Source organism: Nocardia sp. NPDC058244 (genome assembly GCF_042882065.1).
Taxonomy (GTDB): domain Bacteria; phylum Actinomycetota; class Actinomycetes; order Mycobacteriales; family Mycobacteriaceae; genus Nocardia.
Window position 1 is genome coordinate 338,348 of the sequence record NZ_JBHVWX010000006.1, and the last position, 14,779, is coordinate 353,126.

Genomic DNA, 14,779 nt, shown 5'->3' on the forward strand with positions numbered 1-14,779 from the left:
TTCCGAGTGAAGAGAAGAGAGTCAGTACGGGAGCAGATCGTCCGCGTCGTCCCGCAATTCGGCGTGCAGCCGGCGGCGCAGGGCGCTGTAGCCGGGCAGCTCGGCGAGGCGGTCGGCCGGGCGCGGGCGGGGGAGCGGATTGTCGAGGCGGGCGCGAATCCGGCCCGCGCCGAGGACGACGATGTGGTCGGCGAGCCGGATCGCCTCGTCCACGTCGTGCGTCACGAACAGCACCGTGCGCCCCGAACTCGACCACAGCTCGGTCACCAGATCCTGCATGTGCAGCCGGGTCTGGGCGTCGAGTGCGGCGAACGGCTCGTCCATGAGCATCACCTCGGGTTCGCCGGCCAGCATCCTGGCCACGCCGACCCGCTGCCGCATTCCGCCCGAGAGCTGGTGCGGCCGACGGGTGGCGACCTCGGCGGGCAGGTGCACATCGGCGAGCAGCTGTGCGATGCGGGCCGGGCGGGCCCGGCGCGGGACACCGGCGGCGCCGAGCACGAAGTCGAGATTGGCCCGCACGCTGCACCACGGGAACAGCACGTCGCGCTGGAACACCACCCCGCGGCGCGGCGCGGGCCCGGTGATCGGCACGCCGTCCTCGGTGACCACCCCGGCGGTCGGCAGCCGCAGCCCGGCGAAGCAGTCGAGCAGGGTGGACTTGCCGCAGCCGGACGGTCCGACCAGGACTGTGCAGGAACCGGATTCGATGGTCAGCGACAGATCGTCGAGGACCGGGCGGGTCCGGCGGGGGAAGTCGACGGTCAGACCGCGCGCGGTCAGGGTGACGCTCATCGTTCCTCCTGGTCCCAGCCGATGAACGGGGCCGCCGCGCGCGCCACCACCTGATCGCACAGCACGCCGAGGACGCCGAGCACGAGCAGGCAGAAGATCATCCGGTCGACCTGGGAGAACAACTGCGCCTGGGCGATGCGATAACCGAGCCCGACCGTTGTTCCGGCCATTTCCGCGACCACGATCAAGACGAACGCGGTCGCGGTGCCCACCCGCAATCCGGTGACGATATCGGGAAATGCTTCGGGCAGAACTACGCGCACGAGTGTGCGCCAGCGGGAAGCGCCCGCGCAGCGCGCGACTTTCAGGAAATCGGCGGGCGTCGCGGAAAGTCCGGAATGCGTATTGATCCACACCGGAACGAAGACGCCGAGCGCGATGACGAAATGTTTACTGCCTTCGCCGAGCCCGAACCACAGAATGGCCAGCGGCACCAGCGCCACGGTCGGCACCGGCGCGAACAACCGCAGCACTGGCTGCACGATCAGCCTGCCCGCGCGGGTGGTCGCGGTCAGCGCGCCCACCGGGATCGCGACGAGCACGCCCACCGCGAAACCCCGGATGACGCGGTCCAGACTGGCCAGCGTGTCGGCCCGGAGACTGCCGTCGCGCCACATCGCCGCGCCCGCGGCGGCGATATCGCCGAGACCGGGAAAGAGGATGTCCGGGAATATCCCGGCCGCGTGCACCGCGGTCCACAGCGCGGCCACGGCGACGATTCCGATTCCCGCGGTCAGGACGCGAGCGAGTGGTGTGCCCAGTCCGCGAAGAGCGCGATATGTCCGTTGCCGGGTGGGCGCCGCCGATATCGGTGCGGCGCGGGTTTCGAGGGTTTCCGTGGTCACGGCCATTCCCGCCTTTCCTGCGTCAGGAATGTTATAGAGCCGGGGTATTACGCCGAGGTGTCCGAATTCGCGTCCGCCGTGCTACGCCACCTGCACCGCCGGGAAACGCCCGCTGACGGGGCCGCTCCGGTCGGGATCCGCCACCGGATTCACGCTGATCCGAAGGTGACGGCCCGGGTAGTCCCGGTGTGTCCCGGCCTCGGGGTGAACCCTGAGATCGCCCCCGATTTCCGTGCTGACCTGGTGATTTATCGGATCGCGGGTGGGAGCATCGAAGGTGTCGGATCGCCGCGGGGCGGTCACGGAACTGGCGAGGAGCACATCATGGTCTGGAAAGTCATCGGCATCGTCGTGGTCGCGTTGATCGCGTTCTGGATCATCGGGGCGCTGATCAAGGCGCTGCTGCCGGTCCTGGTGATCGCCGCGATCGGCACCGGGGTGTACCTGCTGTACAAGGCGATGACCGGCTCGAACGACAAGACCACGCTGACCAAGCCGTAATCGCGGCGTCCGCGATTAGCATGGCCGGGTGGATCAGGTACCCGAGGACTGGCAGCGCGGACTGGTGATCGTCGCGCATCCCGACGACATCGAATACGGAGCGGCCGCCGCGGTCGCGCGGTGGACCGGACAGGGCAAGGACATCCGCTATCTGCTCGTCACGCGCGGTGAAGCGGGCATCGCGGGCATGCCGCCCGCGCAGGCCGGGCCGCTGCGGGAGATCGAGGAGCTGGCGGGCGCGCGGGAAGTCGGCGTCCACACCGTCGAATTCCTCGACCACCCCGACGGGCGGATCGAGGAGGGCTTGGCGCTGCGGCGGGAGCTGGCCGCCGCGATCCGCAGGCATCGCCCGGAGATGGTGGTGCTGTTCAACTTCGGCGACACCTGGGCGCCCGGGATGGTCAACAGCGCCGATCATCGGGCGGTGGGCCGCTCGGCGATGGACGCCATCTCCGACGCGGGCAACGAGTGGATCTTCCCCGAGATCGCCGACCTGGCGCCGTGGTCGGCGCGCTGGGCCGCCGTGGTCGGTCCGGTCGCGACACACGCGGTCGACGTCGGCGAGCAGCTGGCGCGGGCGAAGGCGTCGCTGTCCGCGCACCGGCGCTACCTCCAGGTCCTCAGCCCGGTACCGGTCGAACAGCAGGTGGACGAGATCGTCTCCTACGCAACGGGTCCCAAGGACGGGTTCCCCGCCGCGCACGCGGTCGGATTCGAGCTGTTCACCTTCGGGGGCTGAGCCACCTCTCCCGGGGTGGGCTGACGGCGTCCGCGCCGGGTCGGGTCCGCACCGGCCGATCGTGGCGGGCGAGGGCGGCGACGCGCTCGACCACCGGACGCCACTGCGGCAGCGGCGCGACGGACAAGCCGACGACCTTGCCCGCGTCGTCGGCACGGCGCAATGCCAGCGCGGCGGCGAAGTCCGGGTCGGCGCGGAAGGCGCGCGCCTCCTCGGGCGACATCGGCCCGCCCTGCGCGATCAAGGTGCGCAGGCTCGAGGCGGACAGTCCGGCGGCGTGCGCCGGATCCGTCGCCACCAGAAAGCGTTTGGCGACCACGTGCAGTTCCACCAGGCGCGCGACCCGCTCGCCGAGCAGCGCACGCACCGCGTCGGCGCCGTGGCGGCCGTGGCCCGCGTCGTCGCCGGGGACCAGCACGTGCCCGATGTCGTGGACCAGCCCGGCGACCTGGAGTTCCAGGTCGGCGGGCTGGTCGCGGCGGAGCAGTTCCGCGCACTGGCGGTCGTGATCGAGGATGTCGACCGGATCGCCGGTGCGGTCGGCGGTGTCCCAGGCGTCTTCGCAGCGGGCGAGCAGCGCGAACAGCGCGTCGACGGTGGTGATCGCGCCGCCCGAGCCTGGCGCTGCGTGCGCGGGTGTGCCGGGGACGGGTTCGCCCGATGGTGGGTCGGGCGTGGGGTTTTCGGGCCGCACGACAGATCACTCCTCGCGATTCGACGGGCCGGCGGACGCGCGCCCGGCTGTCGTCGTGACGGTAGCCGACCAGCCGGTAGCCGGCTGGGCGCGGCGAACCATGCCGGGAGGTATGGCACGCTGACGGCATGCGAGTAGCTGTGGTGGCCGGGCCCGATCCGGGGCATGCGTTTCCCGCGATCGCGTTGTGTCTGCGATTGCTGGCCGCGGGCGACGAGCCGGTGCTGTTCACCGGCCCGCGCTGGCTCGACTCGGCCAGAGCCGTGGGCATCAGTGTGCGCAGGCTCAAGGGGCTGGCACCGCGACCCACCGACAACGACGCCGACGCGGGCGCGCGCATCCACGAACGCGCCGCCCACATCGCGACCGAGAACCTGCCCGAACTCAGCGCGATGCTGCCGGACCTGATCGTCTCGGACGTGCTCACCGCGGGCGGCGGGATGGCGGCCGAGCGGCTCGGCCTGCCGTGGGTCGAACTGTCCCCGCATCCGCTGTACCTGCCCTCGAAAGCGTTGCCGCCGATCGGCAGTGGTCTCGCGCCGGGGGAGGGCGTGCGCGGGCGGGTGCGCGACGGTGTGCTGCGCACGATGACCGCCCGCGCGGTCAAGGCGGGCAATCGGCAGCGTTCGGCGGCGCGCGAGAGCATCGGCCTGCCCGCCGAGGATCCCGGCCCCACCGCCCGGCTGGTCGCGACGCTGCCCGCGCTGGAGGTCGACCGGCCCGACTGGCCCGCCGACACCCATGTCGTCGGGCCGCTGCTGTGGGAGCCGACCGACGCGATCCTGCCGGTCCCGCCGGGCGACGCGCCGCTGGTGATGGTGGCCCCGTCCACCGCGCATACGGGGGTGGACGCCATGGTCGACACCGTGCTGGCCGGACTGGCCGGGCTCGGTGTCCGGGCCGCGGTCTCCATGCTCGACACCCCACCGGCCGAGCTGCCCGACTGGGCGACCGCCGGGCTGGGCCGCCAGGACACCCTGCTCACCGAGGCGGCGGTGGTCGTCGGCGGCGGTGGCCACGGCCTGCTCGCGAAATCCCTGGCCGCCGGGGTGCCGGTGGTGACCGTGCCCGGCGGCGGTGACCAGTGGGAACTGGCCAATCGCGCGGTGCGCCAGGGGAGTTCGGTGCTGGTGCGGCCGCTGACCCCCGAGGCGGTCGGCGCCGCGGTGCGGCAGGTGCTCGACGACCCGGCCTACACCGCCGCGGCCCGGCGCGCGGCCGCCGGGCGGGCCGAGGTGGAGGATCCGGTCGAGATCTGCCAGAAGGCGGCCGAGCGCTGATCCCTGGGGTCGCGGGGGTGCGCTCGGGCGCCGGTGACCCTGTCGGGTGTCGCCGAGCGCGAGTATCTTGGGCTTCGTGCGGTTGACCGAATTCCAGGAGCTGATGCAGACCGAGTTCGGCGTGGCGCGCGCCGACGCCATGCTGGCCGATCACGTGATCCCGGCGCTCGGGCGGACCGGTGCCGCCGCGATCGAGGCGGGCGTCGACCCGCGAGACGTGTGGCGCGCCCTGTGCGCCGACTTCGATGTTCCCCGAACCCGATGGTGAGCAGGTCATGGCTGTGACAGCGCAGAACCCGGACACCCGGCCGTACCGGTTCGACGAGCGGCTGCGGATGATCCCGGTCGATCCCGAGACGCTCGCGGCCAGGGTCGCGGTCGCCGACCCCCACGATTTCGGCGGCCTGCGCAGGCTCGGCATCGCGCTGATGCTGCTCGGCCGCCACGACGAGGCCCTCGACCGGCTCGATCAGGCGCTGGAACTGGCCGATACCGAGCGGCGCCGGATCACCGTGTGGATCAACCTCGCCGACGTGTACCGCTACCAGGGCGAACCCGCGCCCGCGGAGATCCTGTACCGGCGCGCGCTCGACGCCAGCCGCGCCCTCGATCCCGAGCTCGTCTCCTTCGCCGCCCATCACCTGGGCAAGTCGCTGGCCGAGCAGCACCGGCCGCGGGAGGCGCGGGAACTGCTCAACGAGGCGATGCGGCTGCGGGTGGCCGACGGCGACTCCGAACTCATCGAGTCCACCCGGGCGGCCCTGGACCATCTCGACGAACTTGCCCTGCCGCTGCCGCCCGCGATCGCCGAGCTGCTCGGCCCGGTGCCCGCGTGGTCGGACGACCACGAGGGCCGTGGCGGCAATCTCGCGCGGTCGGGCGGGTACTGGATCAAGCGCGGGCCGCGCGCCGTCGCCGAGCACGCTCGGCTGATCTGGTTGCGCGACAACGGTATCGCGGTGCCCGCCGTGGCCGCCTTCGCCGAGGACATCCTGGTGCTGGCCGACGCCGAGGCCCGTTCGCTCACCGATCTGGCCGGTGATCCGGCCGAGGTCGGCAGCGTGATGGGGCGGGCCCTGCGCGCGCTGCACGCCCTGCCGGTCACCGGCTGCCCGTTCGACGGCCGCCTCGAGGTGACCCTCGCGCAGGCCCGCAGGCAGGTCGTCGAAGAGTTCGTCGACACCGCCGATTTCGACCCCGACCATCGCGAACTCACCGCGGAGGCGATCCACGAGCACCTGGTGGCGCAGCGCCCGTCCGAGGAGGATCTGGTCGTCGCGCACGGCGACTTCACCCCGGGCAATGTGCTCGCCGGTGGCGTGCTGATCGATGTCGGCGCGCTGGGGGTGGCCGACCGCTATCGCGATCTGGCCCTCGCCGAGCGCGACCTGGCCGGGGATTTCGGCATCGACGCGGTGGCCGCGTTCTTCACCGCCTACGGCCTGACCGGGCCCGACCGCGCGAAGCTCGAGTACTACCGGCTGCTCGACGAATTGTTCTGAGGCCGTGGCGCTGCGGCGCTCAGCTGGTCTTGGCGTAGTGCCGCGCGGCCTTGGTGCGGTTGCCGCAGGTCGCCATGGAGTGCCAGCGCCGGGTGCCGTTCTTGGACGTGTCGTAGAAGAACAGCACGCAGTCCGGGTGCGCGCACTGGCGGATCCGGTGCGGCGCCGCGGCGATCAGGCGCAGCAGATCGTCGGCCGCGAGCCAGCCCGGCAGCCAGGCCGGATCGGCTACCTCGGGGATGTCGCGCGGGCCGTCGGCGGTGAGTTCACGGCGCAGCCTGCCGCGGTCGAGCACCTGATTGAGCGCGGTGGGGTCGGCGGCGGTGACCGCCGCGTGGACGGCGTCGCGGGCGGTGTGCAGCGCGGTGAGGGTGTGCTCGTCGGCGGGCACGCGGTCGGCGAGTCCGGTGAGCTCGAGCCACAGCCGCAGCCCGTCGAGATCGGTGAGCAGGTCACCGGGGGTGGCGCCCGCCCACCGCGTGTTGAGCAGGTCCAGAGCCGGTGGTTCGCCGGTGTGCGGACGGGGATCGCGCATGCCTGAGGTTACCAACTCATCTCCTAACCACTGTCGCGATTTCACGGGTTGACGACGCTGTCGGGTCACCCTACTGTCTAACCTGTCAACACTGGATAGATAGTTAACATTCCGGAAGGGGTCCCCCGTGCGACCGCTACTGCCACCCTTCGACCTCGAATCCGCGCGCGCCAAGGTGCTCGCCGCCGAAAACGCCTGGAACACCCGCGATCCCGAGCGGGTCGCCGCGGCCTACACCGAGGATTCGGTGTGGCGCAACCGCGACGAGTTCTTCACCGGCCACGCCGCCATCGTCGAGTTCCTCACCCGCAAGTGGTCCACCGAGAACGGCTACGCCCTGCGCAAGGACCTGTGGGCCTTCCACGACAACCACATCGCCGTGCGCTTCCAGTACGAGTGGCACGACGAGACCGGGCAGTGGTGGCGCAGCTACGGCAACGAGCAGTGGGAGTTCGCGCCGGACGGGCGGATGGCGCGGCGCGAGGCCAGCATCAACGACGTGCGGATCGACGAATCCGAGCGGCGGATCTTCGGGCCGCGCGCCGAAGGCGACGATTCGGTGCTGCCGCAGCGGTGACGGCGAGGTCCGCGGTGCGTGATGTGCGCCGGGTTTGCGGGTCCTCGCGTGTTGCCGGGCGCGTCGCTTGACTCGAATGGGTGTTCGACTAATCTGGGCGCCAGAACTTGTCGGTGCCGGCCTCTACTGTGGGCGCCAACCAGAGAGACACTCACCTCGAGAAGGGGACCACATCATGGCACCGCAGGCCTACGATCGCGACAAAGCGCTGGAGCTGGCACTGGCGCAGGTGGAGAAGAGCTTCGGCAAGGGCGCGGTCATGCGCCTGGGCGAGGAGGCCCGCCAGCCCATCTCCGTCATCCCGACCGGCTCCATCGCGCTCGATGTCGCGCTCGGTATCGGCGGGTTGCCGCGCGGTCGCGTCGTCGAGATCTACGGCCCGGAATCCTCGGGTAAGACCACGGTCGCGCTGCACGCGGTGGCCAACGCCCAGGCCGCCGGCGGCGTCGCCGCGTTCATCGACGCCGAGCACGCGCTGGACCCCGACTACGCCCGCAAGCTGGGCGTCGACACCGACGCGCTGCTGGTCTCCCAGCCCGACACCGGTGAGCAGGCGCTCGAGATCGCCGACATGCTGGTGCGTTCCGGCGCCATCGACATCATCGTCATCGACTCCGTCGCCGCCCTGGTGCCGCGCGCCGAGATCGAGGGCGAGATGGGTGACAGCCACGTCGGTCTGCAGGCCCGTCTCATGAGCCAGGCGCTGCGCAAGATGACCGGTGCGCTCAACAGCTCGGGCACCACCGCCATCTTCATCAACCAGCTGCGCGAGAAGATCGGCGTCATGTTCGGCTCGCCGGAGACCACCACCGGTGGTAAGGCGCTGAAGTTCTACGCCTCCGTGCGCCTGGACGTGCGCCGCATCGAGACCCTCAAGGACGGCTCCGACGCGGTCGGCAACCGTACCCGCGTGAAGGTCGTCAAGAACAAGGTGAGCCCGCCGTTCAAGCAGGCCGAGTTCGACATCCTCTACGGCCAGGGCATCTCCAAGGAGGGCTCGCTCATCGACATGGGCGTCGAGCACGGCTTCATCCGCAAGTCCGGCTCCTGGTACACCTACGAGGGCGACCAGCTGGGCCAGGGCAAGGAGAACGCCCGCAAGTTCCTGCTGGAGAACACCGACGTGCGCGACGAGATCGAGAAGAAGATCAAGGAGAAGCTGGGCATCGGCGCCGACCTGACCGCCGAGGCCGACGCGCCCGCCGACTTCTAGCCGATGGGCTCGCCGACCTCCGGCGGCCGGGCGTCCCGCGACGCGGTGGATCCGGTCGAGGACATGCGCAGGCAGCTGGCCCGCCTCGGCATCGAGGTAGCGCCGGAACCGCCGCAGCGGCGAGACCGTCACCGCGACAGCGCGGACACCGAACTCGTCCGGTCGGCTCGGGCACACCGGGCCGAACTGGACGCCAGGGGAATTCGGTCGGGTGCGGGCGATCCGCAGCGCGCGCACCCGACCGGATTCGCCGATCATGATCAACCACACGATTCCGCTGCGCGGATCGGGGATGATCATGAAGAGTGGGGGAGCGGGGCGCGGCCCCGTGGCGCGCGGCGCGGACGGAAGTCCGGCCGGCGCGAGAAAGACTCCCTGTCGACCGGCGTCGGTGGTGACGACGGGCGGCAGGTGGATCCGGTGGCGGCCGGATCCCAGCCGGGAGAGCCCGACAGGCGGGCCGGCACACGCCGGCTCGCCCCGGGCGACCGTCCGAAGGCGACCGTCGACCAGGCCAAGGACGCCTGCCTCAATCTGCTGGCCGTGCGCGCCCGCAGCCGGGCCGAGCTGGAGAAACGTCTCGGGGAGAAAGGCTTCCGGCTCGAGGTGACCGCGGCCGCGCTCGACCGGCTCGCCGAAGTCGGCCTCGTCGACGACGGCTCCTTCGCCGAACAGTGGGTGCACGAGCGCCATACGTACTTCGGCCGCGGAAAGCGCGCCCTGCAGCGCGAACTGCGCGACAAGGGCGTCGCCCCCGCCGAGGCCGAGAACGCGCTGGCGAGCGTCACCGACGACGCCGAACGCGCCCGCGCCACCGACCTGGTCCGCCGCAAACTGACCACCCTGTCCCGAGACCTGGACCGCGACAAGGCCGTCCGGCGTCTCGTCGGCATGCTGGCCCGGCGCGGCTATGACCAGTCCACGGCGTTCGCCGTCGTCACGGCCGAACTCGCCGAGGCAGGCTTCGAACAGGCACCCCCGCGGCCGCGCCGGGTGTCCGGGCCCGATGCGGGCGCGACCGGACCGTCCCACGATGTCCGGCGACTCGAACGACCCGAGGGCGCGCCGCGCTGCCCGGTCCCCGGCGACGAGCAAGACGCCGCCGACCTGGTCCGCCGCAAACTCCGCGGCATGCCCACCGATCTCGACCGCGCCAAGGCCACCCGCCGCCTGGTCGATATGCTCGCCCGCCGCGGCTACAGCGCCTCCATCGCCTACGCGGTCGTCAAAGCCGAACTGGCCGAGGCCGATCGCTGAGTCGGTGGCGAACGCCCTGAGCGCACCGCCCGCGCGAGAACCGCCCCGGGTCGGAGGCGCGGCGCGTAGGATGATTCGGCGCCGGTGAAACGTGGTTTCGCGCAGGCGGATTCGAGCGTCGCAAGCTGCGGCGGGGGTGTGGTGACGGGGTGTTTCACCCGAGGTCGGGGTGGGCATTCCGGGGGACAGGGCCCGGTGTGGCCGCCGAACTACGGGGAGGTGGACCCTGGACGCGTTGTGGTCGTTCGTGGTGAACCGGCGCGAGCAGTTGCTGGTCGATTCGTATCTGCACGTGTCGGCGGTGGTGCAGTCGCTGGCGCTGGCGACGATCGTCGCGGTGCTCGTCGGGGTGCTCGTGTACCGGAGCCCGCTCGGCTCCGCGGCGGCGACCGCGAGCGCGGGGGCGATCCTCACCGTCCCGTCGTTCGCGCTGCTCGGCCTGCTGATCCCGTTCCTCGGCCTCGGGGTCGGGCCGACGATCGTGGCACTGGTGCTGTACGCGCTGCTGCCGATCCTGCGCAACACCGTGCTCGGGCTGGCGTCGGTGGATCCGGCGGTGATCGATGCCGCGCGCGGCGTCGGGATGAACCGGCTGCGGCTGCTGACCGCGATCGAGCTGCCGCTGGCGTGGCCGTCGATCCTGGCCGGGATGCGGGTCAGCACCCAGATGATCATGGGCATCCTGGCCCTGGCCGCGTACGCGAAAGGCCCCGGCCTCGGCAATCTCATCTTCTCCGGGCTCTCGCGTCTGGGCAGCCCGAACGCGGTGCCGCAGGCACTGACCGGGACCGTGCTCATCGTCGTGCTCGCACTCGCGCTCGACGGCGTCCTGATGCTGCTCGGCCGGCTCACCATCTCGAGGGGAATTCGTGACTGACACCGACACCACCACCGGCACCGCCGCGGTCTCCGGGGTCGAGATCGTGCTCGACCGGGTCACCAAGCGCTATCCCGACCAGCCCGATCCGGCGGTCGAGGAGGTCAGCATGACCATCCCGGCCGGGGAGATCGTGGTGCTGGTCGGGCCCTCCGGGTGCGGCAAGACCACCACCATGCGGATGATCAACCGGCTGATCGAGCCGACCTCGGGCACCGTCACCATCGGCGGCCGCGACGCCGCCGCCATCGACGCCGACGAATTGCGCCGTGGCATCGGCTATTCCATCCAGCAGGCCGGGCTGTTCCCGCACCTGACCGTCGCCAGGAACATCGCCACGGTGCCGGGCCTGCTCGGCTGGGACCGCAAGCGCACCCAGGCCCGCGTGGACGAGATGCTCGGCCTCGTCGGCCTCGACCCCGCCGTCTACCGAGGCCGCTATCCGCGCCAGCTCTCCGGCGGGCAGCAGCAGCGCGTCGGGGTGGCCAGGGCGCTGGCGGCCGATCCGCCGGTCCTGCTGATGGACGAGCCGTTCGGCGCCGTCGATCCGATCACCCGTGCGCTGCTCCAGGACGAATTGCTGCGCCTGCAGGGCGAACTCGGCAAGACCATCGTCTTCGTCACCCACGATTTCGGCGAGGCCGTGAAACTCGGCGACCGGATCGCCGTCCTGGGCGAGCGGTCCCGCATCCTCCAGTACGACACCCCGGCGGCGATCCTGGCCGCCCCCGCCGACGACACCGTCGCCGGATTCGTCGGCAACACCGCCACCATCGACCGCCTCGGTCTCGCCGTCCTCGCCGACCTGGACCTGGACCAGGGCATCGCCGTCCCCGAGGACACCGCCCCGGCCGACCTCACCGACCGCCTGCGCACCGCGCGGCAGGACTGGGGCATCGTCCTGTCCGCCGACCGCACCCCGGCCCGCCGGATCGCGGCGGGCGAACTCGCGCACGCGGATTCACTGCGCGACCTCGGCGCCCCGATCCGGACCACACTGCCCACCGACGCGACCCTCCAGGACGCGCTCGCGATCCTGCTCACCGAACGCACGGCCTCGGCCGTGGTCGTCGACAACACCGGCGCGTTCGCGGGCGTGGTCACCGTCGACACGCTGATCAGCCACCTGGCCGCCGCCGGGACCGCCGAGACGGTCCAGGCATGACCGCGAACGCGCCCGCCGCACCCGCCGCGCAGCGGCGCGCCGAATTCCTGCGGCTGCTCGTGCAGCCGGTGATCGTGCTGATCCTCACCGTCGGCGTGCTGGTGTGGGCGTTCCGGCGCGACCTCACGCTCACCCAGCAGGCCAGCATCAGCGCAGGCAACATCGCCGAGGTCACCTGGCAGCACATCCTGATCACCGCGGCGGTGGTGCTCATCGTGGTCGCGGTGGCGGTGCCGCTGGGCACGCTGCTCACCCGGCCCGGCTTCCGCGGGTTCGCGCCGATCGTCGTCGGCATCGCCAATATCGGGGCCTCGGCGCCCGCCATCGGCCTGATCGTGCTGTGCTACCTGGTCACCCGCACCACCGGATTCTGGGTCGGGGTCGCGCCGATCGCGTTCTGCTCGCTGCTGCCGGTGCTGCGCAACACGATCCTGGGCTACCAGGAGGTCGACCCGGCGCTGGTCGACGCCGGTCGCGGACAGGGGATGTCGGCGGCGCAGGTGTTGCGGCGCATCGAGTTCCCGCTCGCGGTGCCCTACATCCTGGCCGGGCTGCGCACCTCGCTGGTGCTGGCCGTCGGCACCGCGACGCTGTCGTTCCTGGTGAGCGCGGGCGGGCTCGGCATCCTCATCGACACCGGCTACAAGCTGCGCGACACCGTCACCCTGACGGTGGGCGCGGTGCTGGCCGTGGCCCTTGCCCTGTTCGTCGACTGGCTGGGCGCACTGGCCGAACAGTTCCTCGGACCGAGGGGGTTGCGGTGAGGATCACCCGATGGCTCGGCGTGGCCGGGGTGCTGCTGCTGGCGAGTTGTGGTCTGCAGTCGGGCGGTTCGGTGCCGCTGCCGGTGGGACCGGGCAGCATCGTGGCCGTGCCCGCGCTCGACGGGGTCGCGGTCACCGTGGGCTCCAAGGACTTCACCGAGGCCAACATCCTCGGCTACCTGATCGAATTCGCGCTCACCGCGGCGGGCGCGAACGTGCGTGACCTGACCAATATCCAGGGCTCCAACAGCCTGCGCGACGCCCAGCTGCACGGTCAGGTCGACATCGCCTACGACTACACCGGCACGGGCTGGATCAACTATCTGGGCAACGAGACACCCGAACCCGACGAGGTGCGCCAGTTCGAACTCGTCCGCGACGCCGACCGCGCCGAGCACGACATGGTGTGGGCCGCGATGGCGCCGATGAACAACACCTACGCCCTGGTCACCAGCAGGCGCACCGCCGAGGAGACCGGGGTGCGCACGCTGTCGGACTACGCGGCCCTGATCGCGAAGAACCCGGCCGCGGCCGGTACCTGCGTGGGCACCGAGTTCAACGTCCGCCAGGACGGCTACCCGGGAATGGCCCGCAAGTACGGCATCGATGTCGGTGCCGTGCCGAAACAGATCGTCCAGGACGCGCTCGTCTACCAGGCGACCGCCGACGCGAAGCAGTGCCGGTTCGGCTCGGTCGCCGCCACCGACGGCCGCATCCCGGCGCTGGATCTGGTGTTGCTCGACGACGACCGCGGCTTCTTCCCGAAGTACAACGCCGCGCTGGTCATGCACGGCCCGTTCGCCGACGCGCACCCCGAAGTCGCGTCGATCATGGCGCCGATCTCCGCGCGGCTGACCAACGCGGTGATCACCGAGCTCAACCGCCAGGTCGATATCGGCGGCCGCGAACCGGCCGACGTCGCCCGCGACTGGATGGTCGCGGAGGGACTGGTCACCGCGGGCTGACCCACCGCGGCGGTTTGCCGAACTGTTACCGGCGTCCGCCCGGGATGTCCGAAACGCGGGACTTCTTCACACCACGCGCTCAGCTTCCCGGGCCATGATGGACGGCGGTGGAGACACCGGCAACCGAAACGCGGAGCGGCGTGGGGGTCCGCTTCCCGACTGGGAGGATGACGCATGACGATCGAATTCCGCAAGGTGACCGTCCTGGGGACGGGGGTGCTCGGATCCCAGATCGCGTTCCAGACCGCCTTCCACGGCTTCGAGGTGACCGCCTACGACATCGACGACAAGGCGATCACCGCGGCGCGCGCCCGATTCGACGAACTCGCCACGGTGTACCAGCAGGACGTCGACGGCGCCGACGCGAGCAACACCACAGCGACCGCCGCGGGTATCGCGCTCACCACCGATCTGGCCGCCGCCGCGAGTGCGGCGGACCTGATCATCGAGGCGGTGCCCGAGGTCCTCGAGATCAAGCGCGACCTCTACGGCAAGCTCGCGACGCTCGCGCCCGAACGCACCGTGTTCGCGACGAACTCCTCGACGCTGCTGCCCAGCGACATCGTCGACGCCACCGGCCGCCCCGACCGGTTCCTGGCGCTGCACTTCGCCAACCACGTCTGGAAGTTCAACACCGCCGAGGTGATGGGCACCGAGCGCACCGATCCGGCGGTGTTCCAGGCCGTGGTCGCGTTCGCCCGGGCCATCGGCATGGTGCCGATCGAATTGCACAAGGAGAAGGCGGGCTACGTCCTCAACTCACTGCTCGTGCCGTTCCTGAACTCGGGCATCGAACTCGCCGCGGGCGGCTACGCCGAACCCGCCGCCGTCGACGAGACCTGGCGCATCGCCACCGGCGCCCCGATGGGCCCGTTCCAGATCCTCGACATCGTCGGCCTGAGCACCCCGTACAACATCCTGGTCAACGGCAACGACGCGCACAAGAAGCTCGCGGCCTGGCTCAAGGAGAACTACATCGACAAGGGCAAGCTCGGCGCCGCCACCGGGGAGGGGTTCTACCGCTACACCGCTTAGTCCCGCTCGACATCGCCGCCAACGGACAGAGGAGT

Annotated in this window: 16 protein-coding genes and 2 pseudogenes; 14 read left to right on the forward strand and 4 right to left on the reverse strand. The window is 71.1% G+C overall.

Annotated features, from left to right (window positions below):
• Positions 1 to 21 precede the first annotated feature (21 nt).
• On the reverse strand, positions 22 to 795 hold the full coding sequence (locus ACFVW6_RS20970) for an ABC transporter ATP-binding protein (protein WP_378831250.1): 774 nt from the start codon (positions 793 to 795) through the stop codon (positions 22 to 24).
• The gene (locus ACFVW6_RS20975; RefSeq protein ID WP_378831248.1) at positions 792 to 1,646 is read right to left on the reverse strand and encodes an ABC transporter permease; all 855 of its coding nucleotides are present in this window, start codon (positions 1,644 to 1,646) and stop codon (positions 792 to 794) included. Before ACFVW6_RS20975 ends, ACFVW6_RS20970 begins: the two co-directional genes overlap by 4 nt.
• Before the next feature lie 51 nt (positions 1,647 to 1,697).
• Here ACFVW6_RS20975 and ACFVW6_RS20980 point away from each other — a divergent pair, with 51 nt between their 5' ends.
• Positions 1,698 to 2,141 carry a hypothetical protein gene (locus ACFVW6_RS20980; RefSeq protein ID WP_378831246.1) on the forward strand — a complete coding sequence of 148 codons (444 nt, stop codon included), beginning with the start codon at positions 1,698 to 1,700 and terminating at the stop codon, positions 2,139 to 2,141.
• A gap of 28 nt (positions 2,142 to 2,169) precedes the next feature.
• Entirely contained in the window at positions 2,170 to 2,880 is a 711-nt protein-coding gene (locus tag ACFVW6_RS20985) for a PIG-L deacetylase family protein (protein ID WP_378831243.1), read from the forward strand.
• Here the strand turns inward: ACFVW6_RS20985 and ACFVW6_RS20990 are convergent.
• Positions 2,864 to 3,574, reverse strand: a complete 711-nt coding sequence (locus ACFVW6_RS20990) for an HD domain-containing protein (RefSeq protein WP_378831241.1) — start codon at positions 3,572 to 3,574, stop codon at positions 2,864 to 2,866. The two genes, ACFVW6_RS20985 and ACFVW6_RS20990, sit on opposite strands and share 17 nt — an antisense overlap.
• A 128-nt stretch (positions 3,575 to 3,702) precedes the next feature.
• On the opposite strand from ACFVW6_RS20990, the gene ACFVW6_RS20995 reads away from it, so the two are divergent.
• From ACFVW6_RS20995 to ACFVW6_RS21005, 3 genes are all read left to right on the forward strand, one after another.
• Positions 3,703 to 4,854, forward strand: coding sequence for a glycosyltransferase (locus tag ACFVW6_RS20995; protein WP_378831239.1), 1,152 nt, complete (start codon positions 3,703 to 3,705; stop codon positions 4,852 to 4,854).
• A 76-nt stretch (positions 4,855 to 4,930) separates the two neighbouring features.
• Positions 4,931 to 5,122: a DUF3046 domain-containing protein gene (locus ACFVW6_RS21000; protein ID WP_355277699.1), complete on the forward strand. Its 192-nt coding sequence runs from the start codon at positions 4,931 to 4,933 to the stop codon at positions 5,120 to 5,122.
• Positions 5,123 to 5,129: 7 nt separating this feature from the next.
• A complete protein-coding gene (locus ACFVW6_RS21005; RefSeq protein WP_378831237.1) occupies positions 5,130 to 6,356 on the forward strand; it encodes a phosphotransferase in 1,227 nt (408 codons plus the stop codon).
• Positions 6,357 to 6,375: 19 nt separating this feature from the next.
• Here ACFVW6_RS21005 and ACFVW6_RS21010 read toward each other — a convergent pair whose 3' ends face one another.
• Complete coding sequence (locus ACFVW6_RS21010) at positions 6,376 to 6,891, reverse strand: CGNR zinc finger domain-containing protein (protein ID WP_355277694.1); 516 nt, start codon at positions 6,889 to 6,891, stop codon at positions 6,376 to 6,378.
• A gap of 127 nt (positions 6,892 to 7,018) precedes the next feature.
• On the opposite strand from ACFVW6_RS21010, the gene ACFVW6_RS21015 reads away from it, so the two are divergent.
• The 9 genes and pseudogenes from ACFVW6_RS21015 (at position 7,019) to ACFVW6_RS21055 (ending at position 14,744) form a co-directional block, all read left to right on the forward strand.
• Complete coding sequence (locus ACFVW6_RS21015; RefSeq protein WP_378831234.1) at positions 7,019 to 7,468, forward strand: nuclear transport factor 2 family protein; 450 nt, start codon at positions 7,019 to 7,021, stop codon at positions 7,466 to 7,468.
• A gap of 175 nt (positions 7,469 to 7,643) precedes the next feature.
• Complete coding sequence (recA, locus tag ACFVW6_RS21020) at positions 7,644 to 8,681, forward strand: recombinase RecA (protein ID WP_019048052.1); 1,038 nt, start codon at positions 7,644 to 7,646, stop codon at positions 8,679 to 8,681.
• Between the two features lie 420 nt (positions 8,682 to 9,101).
• A pseudogene (locus tag ACFVW6_RS21025) lies at positions 9,102 to 9,644 on the forward strand (regulatory protein RecX); the annotation flags it as partial.
• A 141-nt stretch (positions 9,645 to 9,785) separates the two neighbouring features.
• Positions 9,786 to 9,938, forward strand: a pseudogene (locus tag ACFVW6_RS21030) (recombination regulator RecX); the annotation flags it as partial.
• 226 nt (positions 9,939 to 10,164) lie between these two features.
• Positions 10,165 to 10,815 carry an ABC transporter permease gene (locus ACFVW6_RS21035; RefSeq protein ID WP_365011142.1) on the forward strand — a complete coding sequence of 217 codons (651 nt, stop codon included), beginning with the start codon at positions 10,165 to 10,167 and terminating at the stop codon, positions 10,813 to 10,815.
• A complete protein-coding gene (locus tag ACFVW6_RS21040; RefSeq protein ID WP_378831232.1) occupies positions 10,808 to 11,980 on the forward strand; it encodes an ABC transporter ATP-binding protein in 1,173 nt (390 codons plus the stop codon). The genes ACFVW6_RS21035 and ACFVW6_RS21040 overlap by 8 nt, the downstream gene beginning before the upstream one ends.
• Positions 11,977 to 12,744: an ABC transporter permease gene (locus tag ACFVW6_RS21045; RefSeq protein ID WP_378831230.1), complete on the forward strand. Its 768-nt coding sequence runs from the start codon at positions 11,977 to 11,979 to the stop codon at positions 12,742 to 12,744. The genes ACFVW6_RS21040 and ACFVW6_RS21045 overlap by 4 nt, the downstream gene beginning before the upstream one ends.
• Complete coding sequence (locus ACFVW6_RS21050) at positions 12,741 to 13,709, forward strand: glycine betaine ABC transporter substrate-binding protein (protein WP_378831228.1); 969 nt, start codon at positions 12,741 to 12,743, stop codon at positions 13,707 to 13,709. Before ACFVW6_RS21045 ends, ACFVW6_RS21050 begins: the two co-directional genes overlap by 4 nt.
• A gap of 174 nt (positions 13,710 to 13,883) precedes the next feature.
• Positions 13,884 to 14,744 carry a 3-hydroxyacyl-CoA dehydrogenase gene (locus ACFVW6_RS21055; protein ID WP_378831226.1) on the forward strand — a complete coding sequence of 287 codons (861 nt, stop codon included), beginning with the start codon at positions 13,884 to 13,886 and terminating at the stop codon, positions 14,742 to 14,744.
• Positions 14,745 to 14,779 lie beyond the last annotated feature (35 nt).